This window comes from Polaromonas sp. P3_C2 (assembly GCF_056402675.1).
Genome location: NZ_JBFUGX010000034.1, coordinates 1 through 13,001, shown reverse-complemented (window position 1 = coordinate 13,001; position 13,001 = coordinate 1). Strand labels below are relative to the sequence as shown.

Sequence of the window (13,001 nt, the reverse complement as noted above, 5' to 3'; positions counted from 1 at the left end):
GCATAGGCACGGCTTCGCGTCGCGTGGCGACACCTGGGGGCAGCGAGCACATCGTAGGCACATTGGTGCTGGCCAACTACGGCCAGCTGCCGCAACTGGTCCTGGCAGGCCAGGCTCTGGGTTCCAGGCTGGCGGCACATCGCATGCACGCGGCAGAGCCGGAAAAAGGCTCCATCATCCTGCTGATCGCTACCGACGCCCCCCTTGACGCACGCCAGCTGCGCCGGCTGGCATTGCGCGCCGGCGCCGGCCTGGCCCGCACCGGCTCGGTATTCGGCCACGGCAGCGGCGATATCGCGCTGGCGTTTTCCACCGCCTACACCGTGCCGCAGCAAACCGCCAGGCCCATGCCGGCCGTGGCGATGCTGCATGACGGCCTGATTGACCCGCTGTTCCAGGCCGTTGCCGACAGCACCGAGCAAGCCATCATCCACGCCCTGTGGCAGGCCCGCGCCGTCACCGGCCGCGACGGCCATCATCGCAACGCGCTGCACGACTTGCTGCCCGGCTGGCCCTCCTCATCCTCCTTTCCATCTTCACCGGATTCCCCATGAAAGTCCTGATTTCCACCGACATCGAAGGCGTTGCCGGCGTTTTTCACCACGAACAGGTGCGCGCCGGCAACCCCGAGTACGAACGCGCCCGCCTGCTGATGACGCACGAGGCCAACGCCGCCATCGCCGGCGCCTTCGATGCAGGCGCCACCGAGGTGCTGGTCAACGATTCACACGGAAGTTTTCGCAACATGCCGCCCGACCTGCTGGACGCACGCGCCCAGGCCGTCATGGGCAAGCCGCGCTACCTGAGCATGATGGCCGGCGTCGACGACGGCGTGAACGCGGTCTGCATGATCGGCTACCACTCGCGCGCGCAGGGCCGCGGCATTCTGGCGCACACCATCAACAGCTTTGCCTTTGCACGCGTGTACTTCAACGGCCTTGAACTGGGCGAAGCCGGAATTTACGGCGCGCTGGCCGGCGAGTACGGCGTACCGGTGGTGATGGCCAGCGGCGACGATGTGTTCATCGAAGAACACCGTCCGCTGTTTCCGCACGCCACCTTTGTGCAAACCAAGCGGGCCACCGGCCAGACCAGCGGCATCAGCCTTTCCCCGGCCCAGGCCTGCGGCGCCATCCGCGCCGGCGTGGCCGCTGCGCTGGTGCAGCACGGTTCAGCCCGCCCCTATGTGCTGCCAGGCCCCATCGCCGTGCGCATCCAGACCCAGTCGCCGGCCCTGGCCGACCTGTTTTGCCAATGGCCGGCCCTGCGGCGGCTGGACGGTAACGAAGTCGGCTTTGACGCACCCACCGTGGAAGCCGCGGTGCGCATGGTCAACAGCCTGTCGGCCATGTCGAGCATGCTGCGCTAGGAAGCTGTTCGCGGCCTAAATGGGTTCTAAGGCACGCGCGGCGCGTGTTCCGCGCCCTGCCCCACGGCCCGCTCACTCATCCAGCGCAGCAGGTCCAGCCACATCTGGCGCATCTCGGCGTCCAGCGGCGTGCGGGTCGAATTGGGCAATTCGATGGTGACCACCGGTACGCCCTTGTGCACACCCCCATAGTTGCCCAGTGAGCCGGGGAAGATGCCCACCTGGTCAAGGTACAGGCGCCCCAGCCTGGAGGGCGGCACCGAGGGGCCGTCAAAGTCGAGCACGCCGTAAGGCGCATGAATGCTGACGATAAGGTTGGGTTTGAAGCTTTGCATCTGCTCATGCAAAAACCGCGACTCGGGCTCGGACAGCGGCTTGGGCCCAGGCCAGCGGCGCGGGTCCTTGCCGGTGCGCTTTTCCCAGTAAACCTTCGCGTCGCGCTCCCAATTGGGGGTGGGAAAGTTGCGGTTCAAATCCACACCATGTGCGTTGGTACGGCGAGGCGGCCTGGAAAGCACGCCGTCCGGATTGAGGACAGGAACGAATCGCCAGTGGATCGCCTGGGGCGAGTCCAGCGGCGGCTGGGAAGCCAGCCTGATCCAGTGCAGCGCCACGGCCCCTGAGGACAACTCGTCGCCGTGAATCGCACCGACGACCAGCACACGCAAGCCGGGCTGCTCGGGCTTGACGTCACGCACCCAGAGCACCCGGCCGTCAACCGAACGCGTCCCCGAAGCCTGCAGTTGCGCCGCCTCACACAGCTCACGCTTCACATTCGGGAGTTTGGAAGAGTAATCGGCGCAAGGTGAATCTGCACGAGCGCCAGCAGCTATTAAATAGATAGCAAAAAAACAGGCGGCAGAACGAAAAAATGGCATGGCACCCAGTTTAACTGCCGGGCCGCCAGTCCCTCGCAAGACGCGGCCTAAACCCTGACGCGGGTACGCCTGTACCGCTTCGGTTAAATTACCCTTCTATGCTGACCCCTGCCATCCCCCGCAAAGCGAGCAGCCCCAGCTTCTCCCAGCGGGAGTTCCGGGCTTCGCTGGCCATGTTTGCCACCGGGGTCACCATCGTCACCGCACGGACGCCGCAAGGCGCCTTGGTCGGGCTGACCGCCAACTCCTTCAACTCGGTATCGCTGCAGCCGCCGCTGGTGCTCTGGAGCCTGGCGCAGGCGGCCGGATCGATGGCCGCGCTCAGCACCGGATCACACTACGTCATCAACATCCTCGCGGCTGACCAGAAAGAGCTGGCCGAGCGCTTTGCCAGCCGGCGCGAAGACCGCTGGAAAGGCGTGCTGTTTACGGAGGGCGTCGGCGGCGCGCCGTTGCTGACAGGCGCAGCCGCCACTTTCGAGTGCTTCAACCGCAGCCGGTACGAAGAAGGGGACCATGTGATCTTCGTGGGCGAAGTGGAGCGCTGCACCCACCGCGCGGGGGCCGCGCCGCTGCTGTTTCACGGCGGCAAGTTTTATACCGAGCATCCGCTGTAAACCGCACCTGCGCAAGCCGTGTTCAGCCCAGCCTGCCCAGCCGCACGGTCGTCACACCGGGCCGCAACTGCCGCACCGACGGCATGACCAGCACACAGTCGTCGTAGGGTGTCACCACCGGTTCGCCCGCATCATGCGCAATCGGCGTGCCGGCGTGGCGTATGGTTTCGCCGCCGCAAAAGTCCTGCACAAACGCAAAGTCCATTGACCGCGCAACCACGCGGTGTGTCACCGTCACGGGCGGCGGCGGCGGCGCATCGGGCAGCAACCAGCCAGGCGGCACATCGCCGCGGTCAATCACCCCGGAGCCCACCAGAAACCGCATGAGCACGTTGCGCGCCGCCTGYAGCGACGCCAGTTCCCAGTGCTGGCCGGCCTCCAGCAGCAGGGCAATGCGGTCGCCGTTTTCGTCGCCAAACGGCCCGTAGTCCCGCATGCGGACCCCGTCGGCGTGGYCGGCATCGACGACCACCTGGCCCGTCGTAGCCAGGCTTTGTGCAAAAGCAATATTGCGCGGCAGCATGCCCGTCACCAGCAAAGCGCCACCGGGTTCATGCATGGAATGCAGGTCCAGCAGATGGGTGGCGCGGTCAACAAACGGCCTGATTTCGCGGGCGCGCAGCAGCTCGGCGCTGCGCCTGGGGCCGTCCAGCAGCTCAGGGGACCATACGCGGTTGAAATCCTCGTCAACAAAACGGGAGGCGTCGGGCTTGCGGGTGTCAAACCGCATGAAGGCCTCGGTGTTGCAGAACACGGCCGTGATGCGCCCCCGCCGCGGTTGCAGCCCRCTGAGAAGAAACGCGTCCAGCGCCCAGGCGCCCGAATATTCGTTGCCATGCACCAGCGCCGACACCAGCACTTCCGGGCCGGCTTCGGTTGAAGTGCGCTCCTGCACATGCGCCACCCCTGTGGAGGAGGCCGCCCAGAATGACAACCCTGGCGGCTGAAGCTGCACCGCATGGGCTTTCCTGATCACTTCGCCAGACTTCGCTTGATCGCTTCCTGATCGTTTCATGTGTCAGTACCGCCAGAAGATTTTCTGCAACTCTTTGGTGTCCCTTGTTTTCGTCAAGGCCAAGGCCAGAAGAATTCGGGCCTTCTGGGGATTCTGGTCGTCAACAACGAGCCAGTCATTGACGTCATCCTTCACCGAATTGTTCCGAATCACCACACCGCTGCCGGTACGGGTTGCCCGAACGACAAACACCCCCTTGGCGCGAATCTCGTTAAGCGGGCCAGCTATGTACTCAGGAACGCTTCCCGCGCCGACACCCGCATGAATGATGCCCTTGGCCCCGGATGCGACCAGCGCGTCGTATGCCGCACGGTTCATGTTCTGATAGCCATAAGCAATGTCGACCTGCGGCAGAGTCTGTATCTTGTCAATGTCGAACTCACTCTGCACCGTATGCGGGCGAATCAACGCACGGTAGAACCTGGCCTGACCTTCGATCACGAGACCGAGGGGACCGTAGGGAGATTTAAAGGTGTCAACCCTGGTCGCATTGGTTTTAGTGACATCCCGGGCGCTGTGAATCTCGTCATTCATGACCACCAAAGTCCCTTTTCCCACCGCTTCTTTACTCCCGGCGACCGCCACCGCGTTGTAGAGGTTAAGCGGCCCATCTGCGCTGAGTGCCGTGCCGGGCCGCATTGACCCGAGCATCACGACCGGCTTGCTGCTTTTGACGGTGAGGTTGAGAAAGTACGAGGTCTCTTCCAGGGTATCGGTGCCGTGGGTGATCACGATGCCATCAACCTCGTCCGACCGAAGGAGTTCAGACACCCGCCGGGCCAGTTGGAGCAGGCGGTCGTTGGTGAGGTTGTGTGAGCCGACCTGAAAGATCTGCTCGCCCTTGACGTTGGCAATAGTCTGGATTTCCGGCACGGCGGCCATGATCTTGTCGACAGCAACCACAGCGGCCTGATAGGCGCCGATGTTGGTGCTCGATGCTCCGACGCCGGCAATCGTGCCGCCGGTGGCGATGAGCACCACGTTAGGTTTCTTCACTTCCTGGGCCAGCGCCGAAGCCGAAACAGCAAGCGGCAATAGCAGACCGCAGGCGAGCCCGCGCAACATTGATATGACAGATAAGTGCATGACAATTCCCTCCGTGTCGGGCTAAAAATATTGCTCGGCGTGCAGAGCCCCGCCAGTGCTCCGGAGGGGCCTGGCCAGCACGCTTCGCGATTAACAAATACAGATCATGGCGAGCCAGGGTCTTCTGTGGGCCTGCCGCCGTTGTCCCGGCCCGGCCCCCGCGGCTTCAGCTTCAACGGCACCGCATGGGTTTGGGTGAATTCCCGCTGACGACTTACGAGGTAGCGCCGGTCGCCACTGCCTTGTTGACCACGTTGCGCACGCGCTGGGTTTCAGCCCGGATAAAGGCCGTGAGCGCCTGTGGCGTGCCGCCGTCATTGGAGATGCCGGCTTTCTGGAGCTTTTGCCAAACGGCTTCTTCGCGCAGGATTTCGTTGAGCTCCCTGTTCAGGCGCGCCACCATGGGCGCCGGCAGCTTGGCGGGCCCGAAGAGGCCGAACCAGACGTTCATGTCGTAACCCTTGAGCTTGGGGTTCTCGCCGAGTGCAGGGATTTGTGGTGCAGCCCGCGAACGCGTCGGCGTGGTGACGCCCAAGGGGATCATCTTGCCGGACTCGATGTGTGGCAGCGCGGAGGAAAGCACAGAGACACTGAACTCGATATTGCCGCCCAGCAAGTCCTGCAGCTGCTGTCCTGCGCCGCGATACGGCACATGGCGGAAGGTGGTGCCAGCCATCAGGTTGATCAGCTCTCCCGACACATGCAGCGGCGTGCCTATGCCCGAAGAGGCAAAGCTCAGCTGGTTGCGTTCGCGTTTGGATTTGGCAATCGCTTCCTCCATGGTTTTGACGCCGGTCTTGGTGTTGGTCACAAAGACCATGGGCGTGACGCCTATCAGCCCGACCGGGCTCAAGTCGGTTTCACCGTTGTACTTGACCGCAGCGTTGAACAGTTTGGCAATCGAGATTTCGCTGCCCGAACCCAGCAGCAGCGTATAGCCGTCGGGCGCGGCACTGACCACTTTTTGGGCGCCTATGGTTCCACCGGCGCCGCCGATATTCTCGATCACCACGGGTGTGCCCAGGCGCTTGGCCAGCGGTTCGGCGATGATGCGCGCCACCAGGTCCACGCTTCCGCCGGCAGGGTAGCCCACCACCAGCGAAATGGGCTTGCCGGCAGGCCAGGCCTGGCCCCAGGCAGCCGGCAAACCCAACAGCCCTGCGGCGGCAAGGCAAAGTGTGCGGCTCACGCCGCGGCGATTGAGGGTAAACATTCCTGGCATGGCGCGCTCCTTGTTGATGGCGCCAGTCTAGGAGCCGCCCCTGCGCGGCCCATGCGTATCACGCATGGGCGCATGCGACCTGGATTCAGGAAGCAGCCGGCGTGCTGGCGGACCAGATGCGCTGCACCAATTCATTGCGCGGGCTGCGCGGCCGGTACAGGCGAATCTCAAACCGGACCGTCAGGCCCTTGCCGTCGGCCTCCACCAGCCTTCCGCTGCGCAGGTCACCTTCGACCAGTCCGCGCGGCAGCCAGGCCAGGCCCACGCCCTGCAAGGCCTGCTCATGCAGCGACTCGGCGAAGTCAGACTCGGTCACGGTATGCAGATGCAGCTCGCGCGCACTGCGGCTGAGCCCGTCCTGAAGGATCTGGCCCAGCGCGAGCGTGGGCGCATAACCCAGCACCGGCACCGGCTTGCGGGCCGTGCCGGGCAAGGCGTGCTGCGGCTGGCCATCGGCGCGCGGTGCGCTGACGGCCACGAGTTCGTCGATGCCCAGCGCGAGTCCTTCGAACGTCTGTTCGTCCAGCAACAGCGGCAGCCGCGGATGCGTGAACGACAGCAGGAAGTCAGCAGCCCCCTGCTCCAGGGCGGTGGCGCCTTCATGGATGGAGCCTGTGAGAATGCGCAAGCGAAACTCCCCGGCTCCGCGCTTGGCGCGCGCGAGCCAGTCAGGCACGGCGCTGCGTGAGAGCGTGCGGCCTGTTGCCAACGTGACCCAGTCCAGCCCGCCCCGTGCATGGCGGATGCGGGAGCGCRCATCGTTAAGGCTCGCCGCCGCGCGGCGCGCCACCGGCAGCAGCTCTTCACCGGCGGCCGTCAGGGCCAGAGGCATCACCGCGCGATTGATCAGGTCGGCGCCCACCCACAGCTCCAGAGCGCGGATACGGCGCGAAAATTGCGGCTGCGTCACATGGCGAAGCTCCGCCGCACGCGAAAAGCTGCGCTCACGTGCCAGCGCGATGAAGTCTTCCAGCCATTTATGGTCCACGGCAGCACCTTGTCCAGGGATTTAATGCAATGGTATTCCTTGTTACCCCGGCCAGCGAGCTGCCAGGGGTCGGGCTACCATCAAGGCATGAAGACAGCCCGCAAAGCCAATCTCGATCTCCTCGCCATGTCCCTCTTGCTGGGATGCTGCCTGTTCTGGGGCCTGCAGCAGGTCTTGATCAAGGCCACGATCAGCGAAATACCGCCGATGTTCCAGGCCTCGCTGCGGCTGGTTGGCGCCACGGCGTTGCTCTGGCTCTGGTGCCTGTGGCGCAAGGTCCCGCTCTTCAGCCGCGACGATTCGCTGAAGGCCGGCCTGCTGGCGGGCGCGCTGTTCGGCGCAGAGTTCGCCTGCATTTATGTAGGCTTGCAATACACCAGCGCTTCCCGCCTCACGGTGTTTCTGTACACCTCGCCTTTCTGGGTCGCCCTGCTGGTACCGCTGTGGGTGAAGTCCGAACGCCTGCGCGGCGTGCAATGGCTGGGCCTGTTGTGCGCCTTCGCCTCCGTGGTGTTCGCGCTGCGTGAAGGTTTCACCGGTGATCATGCGTCGACGGCGCGGGGCGATCTGCTGGCACTGGCCGCCGGCATGCTGTGGGGCCTGACCACGGTGGTGATACGTGCCACCAAACTGGTCAGCATCTCCGCTGAAAAACTCCTGTTCTACCAATTGGCCGTTAGCGCCGCAGTGTTTCCGGCCCTGTCGCTCTACCTGGGCGAGCAATGGTCGTGGCATTTCAGCCCGTTTGCCATTACTTCCCTGCTGCTGCAGACCGTCATAGGCGCATTCGCCAGCTACCTGGCCTGGATGTGGATGCTGGGGCGCTACCCGGCCACCAAGATTTCGGTGTTCGTGTTTTTCACGCCGCTGTTCGCGCTGCTGTTCGGCGCGCTGTGGCTGAAAGAAAGCGTCACCACGGGCCTGCTGGTGGCGCTGGCCATGGTCGCGGCGGGCATTGTGCTGGTCAATCGCAAGCCGGCAGGCGCATAATTTTTCAGCATGACGCCTCATAAACGCATCCCCGGCCATCGCTTCCTCCATTCACCTGGCCCCACGCGGGTGCCCGACGAGGTGATGGACGCGATGCGGCGCCAGCCCATGGATCTGGCCGACCCGCGGCTTGATCGTGTGATCCAGGCCTGCGAGACCGGGCTCAAGGCGCTGCTGCAAACCGCCGCGGCCGACGTCTTCCTGTATGCCTGCAACGGCCACGGCGCCTGGGAGGCCGTGATCGCCAACCTGCTGGCGCCCAGGCAGCAGGTGCTGATCGCCGGAACGGGGCACTTCTCCGAATCCTGGGCCATACAGGCCGAGGCCATGGGCGCAGCAGTCATCCGCACGCCCTGGCGCGAGGGTTACCCGATTGACGTGCCGGCCATAGAAGCCGCGCTGCGCGCCGACACTGCGCATGCCATCGTGGCGGTATTTGTGGTTCATACCGACACTGCGAGCGGCATGACCAGTGACCCGGGCAAGGTCCGGCGGGTGCTGGAAGCCACGGCCCACCCCGCGCTACTGGTGGTAGATGTGGTCGCGTCGCTGGGCGCGGCGCCCTTTGCCATGGATGCGCTGGGCGCCAACGTCGTGCTGGGCGCCTCGCAAAAAGGCTTGATGGTGCCGCCCGGTCTGGCCTTTGTGGCTGCGGATGCCGCAGCGATGAAGGTAGCCGCTGCCAATCCCTCGCCGCGCTTTTACTGGGACTGGGCGCGGCGGCAAAGCCCGCTCAGCTACCGCAAGTTCTGCGGCACGCCCCCGCAAAGCCTGCTGTTCGGCCTGGAGGCTGCACTGGGGCTGATCTTTCATGAGGGCGTCGAAGAGGTCATCGCCCGCCACCAGCTGATCGCCAGTGCGGTGCACGCCGCTGTCGATGCCTGGAGTGAAGGCGGTGCTCTGGGCCTTTTTGTGCGCGAGCCTGCGGCGCGCTCGGTCTCCGTCACGACGGTGTCTGTCACTGCGGGCATTGATCCCGAAGCCTTGCGCACTGTTGCGCGCGAACGGTTTCAGGTGGCGATTGCAGGCGGTTTGGGCCCGCTGGCGGGAAGAACCTTTCGCATCGGCCACCTGGGTGACATGAACCCGGCCATGATCCTGGGTTGCCTGGCCGGCCTGGAAGCGGCCATGCAGGTGCAGGGCATTCCCATCGGCGGCGGCGTGCAGCATGCCGTTGCAGCCTTGGCAGGTAAACGCTAGTACCTACTGCGAGGCAGTGATGCCGCCGTCGAGGTAAAGCACCTGCCCGGTCACAAAGCGGGATGCGGGCGCCGCAAAAAAAACGGCCGCACCCGCCACGTCCTGCGGGTCGGCCACGCGACCCAGCGGAATGCGTTCCAACACCTGCTTGCGCGTCTCAGGATTTTCGAGCCAGTGGCGCGCCATCTCCGTCTGCACCACCGTAGGTGCGATGCCGTTGACAGTGATGCCGTACGGCGCCAGTTCACTCGCATGCTGGCGAATCAGCATGACCAGGCCGCCCTTGCTGCTGCTGTAGGCCGAATAACCCCGGCCGCGCAAACCGAGCTGCGCGCGCACCGACAGCAGATGCACCTGAGCGCCGCCCCTGCCGCCTTCAATCTGTTTTTTAGCCGCAGCCTGCGCAAGAAACATGGCGGCCTTGAGGTTGACCTGCAACACCTCGTCAAAGGCTTCTTCCGTCACCTCCAGCAAGGCCTGCTCACGCTGCATGCCGACGCAGTTCATCAAGATGTCGAGGGCTCCCCATTGCGCCGCAACCGCATCAACGGAAGCCTGCATCTGCGGCACCGAATGCGCGTCCATGGCCAGACCCATGGCCTCGTGCCCTGCCGCACGCAGCGCGGAGGCAACGGCCTCGGCCTTGGCTTCGTCGCGCCCCGAAACTGCCACCCGTGCGCCGGCCATCGCCAGGCCCCAGGCAACGGCCTCGCCAATACCACCATAGCCACCGGGCACGTAAGCGGTTTTGCCGCGCAGGTCAAAAAGGCCTGAAAGCGCGGTACTGAAATCAATCCGGGGTGTGATGCTCATGGATGGCGAAATTGTGGGCGCAAAGCCGGCTAGCGACGAAAGGGCTTTCCCTCAGTCCATCAATAGCCCGCCGTTCAGGTCGATGATCTCGCCCGTGATAAAACCCGACAGCGGCGAGGCCAGGAAGCGCACCACGTGAGCGAACTCCTCGGGCTCGCAGAAGCGGCCGACCGGGATGTCCTTGAGCAGCTTCTGGCGCTGCTCTTCATTGAGCTGTTCGGTGATCATGGGCGTTTTGACGTAAGCGGGCGCGACGGCATTGGCCGTGACGCCAAAGGGCGCGAGTTCGCGCGCCAGTGAAAAGGTCAGCGAACTCATCGCGCCCTTGGACACCGAATAGGCCGTGCCTGCTGTCAATCCACCTGTCTTGGCCGCCAGGGAGCTGGTGTTGATGATGCGGCCGAAGCGCCGCACCTTCATTGCCGGCACCACCTGCTGCGCAAGGTAAAAAGCGCCGTCGAGGTTGGCGCCCATCACGCGCCGCCATTCACCCGCTTCGGTGGCCTCGATCTTGTTGTTGGACAGGATGCCCGCGTTGTTGATCAGGATGTCGACTGGCCCGAAGGCCTTGACGATGAGCGCATGACCGTCGCTCACGGCGGCCGCATCGCTGATGTCAAACGAGAACGGCAGGACACGCGAGCCCAACTCATGTGCGAGCGCACGGTTGCGTTCATGGCTGACATCCACCATCGCGACCTTGCAGCCGTCCTCCAGCAACACCTTGACGACGGCCAGGCCCATGGTGCCCGCCGCGCCCGTGACGAGCGCGACTTTGTTTTCAAGCGGTTTCATTACTCAACTTTCATAGTCGTCAAAAAACTCTTTACCAGAACACCGCGGAACCGGCTTTGCCGGGCCGCTAGTGTTGCCCCCTGCAAGGGGGGATCCGGCTACACAAAGTGAGCCGAGACGGGGGTGTGCCGACTTCAAGCGTCCAGGACGCTCTTCTTGCCAAACAATCCACGTGAGCGGAATGTCACGACGGCAATGAACAAGAGGTACATGGACATCAACGACCATTCGGACGCATACGAACCCGTGAGCCCAACAACCATGCCGACCATCAGCCCGGCGATCACTGCACCCCAGAGCGAACCGACGCCGCCCAGCACAATGATCAGGAATGCCGGCACCACTGCGTCTACGCCCACATGCGGGCGGATACCCCAGATCGGCGCCATGACCACGCCGGCGATGGCGGCCAACGCCACGCCCAGACCAAATACGAAAAGGCGCAGGCGAGAAAGGTTGATGCCCAGGGCGCGCACCATTTCACTGTCGTGCGCGCCGGCCTTGATGATCGCGCCGTAAGGCGTCTTCTGCAAAAACACCCAGAGCAGCATGATCATCAGGATGGCGAATCCACTGGCGAAGAAGCGATACTTCGAATAGACCAGGTCACCCATCAGGAAAGCGCCAGAGATGACTTCAGGCAGCATCAACTGCTTTTCCGAGGAGCCCCACACCAGGCGTATGGTTTCCTCAATGACCAGCGCCGCACCGAAGGTCAGCAGCAGGCCATAGAGCGGGTCACGGCCATAAGTGCGCCGCATGCACAGCTCCAGCAACAAGCCGAAAATACCCACCAGGATGGGCGCAAGAATGAGTGCCGCCAGGTAACGCGTTCCCAGCGGCAAACTCATGTACCAGGCCTGCAGGTTCGGGAACATGCCCAGCTGCGGTGCGATCAGGAAAAGCGCGAAGTACATGCCCAGCGCAAACAGCGAGCCGTGCGCCAGGTTGATGGTTTCCATCACCCCCACGATGAGCATGAAGCCCAACGCGATGAGTGCGAACAACAGGCCCAGCGAGATGCCGTTGACGAGGTGCGGAATAAGCTGGAGCAGAAAATCCATGTCGGTCTTTGAAGATGGAGGGCCAGTCAGACTTCGTAGCTGGGGGTCGCGTCGTAGCTCTCAAGCTTGCAGGCGCCGCCGGCATCCTTGTCCGCCACATCCTTGGGATCGGCCTGTGTGAGGATCTTGAAGATGTCGTCTTTCTCGGCGGGCTGGTCGTTGTAGGTCGCCATGTAAATCGTCTGCTGACACTGGTGGGTGACGGGATCCATCCACGCGTCGTAGTGCTGCAGGCGGTCGGCCGCGCTCATCTTGCGGCCTTCGAGCTTTTTGATCACGGCAATGTTGTTGGTGGTGCCGGCCTCTTCCACACAGCGCAGCAGCTCGCGCGTGGCCATATAACCGTTGTGATACACATTGCCCGGCACGCGAATCGCCATGCCAGGGAACTGCTTCTGGTATGCCGCCACAAACTCTTTGACGCCCGGCAGGCCCAGGCGCCAGTACCACGTGGTGCCGAAGACGCCGAAGATGGCCTCGGGGCCCAGACCGTAGACATCGGGCCAGTCCTGCTGGTTGTTGATCCACGCCATGGACTGGTTCATCTTGAGCTGCACAACTTGCTGGCGCAGCGCCTTGATGTCGTCACCGCCCACCGCCGTGGCCACCACATTGGGCTTGAGCTGTTGCAGCTTGAGCAGGTAGGACGAGAAGTCGCGGGTGTTTTGCGGCACCAGCAGCTCCTCAACGATGCGCCCGCCGTTGGCTTCCACGATCGCGCGTGTCGCCTTGGAGGTGGTGTGGCCCCACACATAGTCGTTGGTCAGCAGCACCCAGTTCTTGCCGCTGGCCTTGATGGCGTTCTTGACGATCGCGTTGGAAAAGTTGGTGCCGTTGCCGTCCCAGACGAACTTGGTGCGGTGGCAGTCCTTGCCGGCCTCGGTCGGGCTGCTGGAGTTGGTGTTAAAAAATACCGTGCCGTATTTCTGCGCAACCTGCGAGATGGCATTGGAGACGCCTGAGT

General features: G+C 63.7%; 14 protein-coding genes. 5 read left to right on the top strand and 9 right to left on the bottom strand.

The genetic code is table 11. The annotated features are described in order from the left end of the window. Together AC1DWI_RS03075 and AC1DWI_RS03070 are read left to right on the top strand one after the other, a co-directional pair. Positions 1–554, top strand: a 554-nt coding sequence (locus AC1DWI_RS03075; protein WP_477724354.1) for a P1 family peptidase, incomplete at its 5' end; no start/stop codon positions are given. Continuing rightward, complete coding sequence (locus AC1DWI_RS03070; protein WP_477670339.1) at positions 551–1,369, top strand: M55 family metallopeptidase; 819 nt, start codon at positions 551–553, stop codon at positions 1,367–1,369. The genes AC1DWI_RS03075 and AC1DWI_RS03070, both read left to right, overlap by 4 nt. A gap of 26 nt (positions 1,370–1,395) precedes the next feature. Here the strand turns inward: AC1DWI_RS03070 and AC1DWI_RS03065 are convergent, their stop codons facing one another. Further along, on the bottom strand, positions 1,396–2,142 hold the full coding sequence (locus AC1DWI_RS03065; protein WP_477670340.1) for a M14 family zinc carboxypeptidase: 747 nt from the start codon (positions 2,140–2,142) through the stop codon (positions 1,396–1,398). Between the two features lie 203 nt (positions 2,143–2,345). On the opposite strand from AC1DWI_RS03065, the gene AC1DWI_RS03060 reads away from it, so the two are divergent. After that, a complete protein-coding gene (locus AC1DWI_RS03060; protein ID WP_477670341.1) occupies positions 2,346–2,864 on the top strand; it encodes a flavin reductase family protein in 519 nt (172 codons plus the stop codon). Positions 2,865–2,886: 22 nt separating this feature from the next. Here the strand turns inward: AC1DWI_RS03060 and AC1DWI_RS03055 are convergent, their stop codons facing one another. The 4 genes from AC1DWI_RS03055 to AC1DWI_RS03040 form a co-directional block, all read right to left on the bottom strand. Next, positions 2,887–3,840 carry a M14 family metallopeptidase gene (locus AC1DWI_RS03055; RefSeq protein ID WP_477724353.1) on the bottom strand — a complete coding sequence of 318 codons (954 nt, stop codon included), beginning with the start codon at positions 3,838–3,840 and terminating at the stop codon, positions 2,887–2,889. A gap of 42 nt (positions 3,841–3,882) precedes the next feature. Beyond that, positions 3,883–4,965, bottom strand: a complete 1,083-nt coding sequence (locus tag AC1DWI_RS03050) for an asparaginase (protein ID WP_457281800.1) — start codon at positions 4,963–4,965, stop codon at positions 3,883–3,885. A gap of 214 nt (positions 4,966–5,179) precedes the next feature. Beyond that, positions 5,180–6,187 carry a Bug family tripartite tricarboxylate transporter substrate binding protein gene (locus tag AC1DWI_RS03045; RefSeq protein ID WP_477670343.1) on the bottom strand — a complete coding sequence of 336 codons (1,008 nt, stop codon included), beginning with the start codon at positions 6,185–6,187 and terminating at the stop codon, positions 5,180–5,182. Between the two features lie 85 nt (positions 6,188–6,272). Next, positions 6,273–7,175 (bottom strand): LysR family transcriptional regulator, encoded by a 903-nt coding sequence (locus tag AC1DWI_RS03040; protein WP_477724352.1) that lies wholly within the window; start codon positions 7,173–7,175, stop codon positions 6,273–6,275. A gap of 87 nt (positions 7,176–7,262) precedes the next feature. On the opposite strand from AC1DWI_RS03040, the gene AC1DWI_RS03035 reads away from it, so the two are divergent. After that, positions 7,263–8,165, top strand: coding sequence for a DMT family transporter (locus tag AC1DWI_RS03035; protein ID WP_477670345.1), 903 nt, complete (start codon positions 7,263–7,265; stop codon positions 8,163–8,165). A gap of 9 nt (positions 8,166–8,174) precedes the next feature. After that, positions 8,175–9,365: a pyridoxal-phosphate-dependent aminotransferase family protein gene (locus AC1DWI_RS03030; protein ID WP_477670346.1), complete on the top strand. Its 1,191-nt coding sequence runs from the start codon at positions 8,175–8,177 to the stop codon at positions 9,363–9,365. A gap of 3 nt (positions 9,366–9,368) precedes the next feature. Here the strand turns inward: AC1DWI_RS03030 and AC1DWI_RS03025 are convergent, their stop codons facing one another. The 4 genes from AC1DWI_RS03025 to AC1DWI_RS03010 all read right to left on the bottom strand — a co-directional run. Beyond that, positions 9,369–10,178: an SDR family NAD(P)-dependent oxidoreductase gene (locus AC1DWI_RS03025; RefSeq protein ID WP_477670347.1), complete on the bottom strand. Its 810-nt coding sequence runs from the start codon at positions 10,176–10,178 to the stop codon at positions 9,369–9,371. A 51-nt stretch (positions 10,179–10,229) separates the two neighbouring features. Continuing rightward, entirely contained in the window at positions 10,230–10,973 is a 744-nt protein-coding gene (locus AC1DWI_RS03020; RefSeq protein ID WP_477670348.1) for an SDR family NAD(P)-dependent oxidoreductase, read from the bottom strand. Between the two features lie 134 nt (positions 10,974–11,107). Beyond that, positions 11,108–12,037, bottom strand: coding sequence for a branched-chain amino acid ABC transporter permease (locus tag AC1DWI_RS03015; RefSeq protein ID WP_477670349.1), 930 nt, complete (start codon positions 12,035–12,037; stop codon positions 11,108–11,110). A gap of 26 nt (positions 12,038–12,063) precedes the next feature. Further along, a partial coding sequence (locus AC1DWI_RS03010; protein WP_477724351.1) for an ABC transporter substrate-binding protein occupies positions 12,064–13,001 on the bottom strand: 938 nt, incomplete at its 5' end.

Bases quoted from the DNA above. Each gene is read 5' to 3' on its own strand.
- AC1DWI_RS03020 (WP_477670348.1), bottom strand. From the start codon at position 10,973: ATGAAACCGCTTGAAAACAAAGTCGCGCTCGTCACGGGCGCGGCGGGC.
- AC1DWI_RS03045 (WP_477670343.1), bottom strand. From the start codon at position 6,187: ATGCCAGGAATGTTTACCCTCAATCGCCGCGGCGTGAGCCGCACACTT.
- AC1DWI_RS03035 (WP_477670345.1), top strand. From the start codon at position 7,263: ATGAAGACAGCCCGCAAAGCCAATCTCGATCTCCTCGCCATGTCCCTC.
- AC1DWI_RS03060 (WP_477670341.1), top strand. From the start codon at position 2,346: ATGCTGACCCCTGCCATCCCCCGCAAAGCGAGCAGCCCCAGCTTCTCC.
- AC1DWI_RS03050 (WP_457281800.1), bottom strand. From the start codon at position 4,965: ATGCACTTATCTGTCATATCAATGTTGCGCGGGCTCGCCTGCGGTCTG.
- AC1DWI_RS03025 (WP_477670347.1), bottom strand. From the start codon at position 10,178: ATGAGCATCACACCCCGGATTGATTTCAGTACCGCGCTTTCAGGCCTT.
- AC1DWI_RS03070 (WP_477670339.1), top strand. From the start codon at position 551: ATGAAAGTCCTGATTTCCACCGACATCGAAGGCGTTGCCGGCGTTTTT.
- AC1DWI_RS03030 (WP_477670346.1), top strand. From the start codon at position 8,175: ATGACGCCTCATAAACGCATCCCCGGCCATCGCTTCCTCCATTCACCT.
- AC1DWI_RS03015 (WP_477670349.1), bottom strand. From the start codon at position 12,037: ATGGATTTTCTGCTCCAGCTTATTCCGCACCTCGTCAACGGCATCTCG.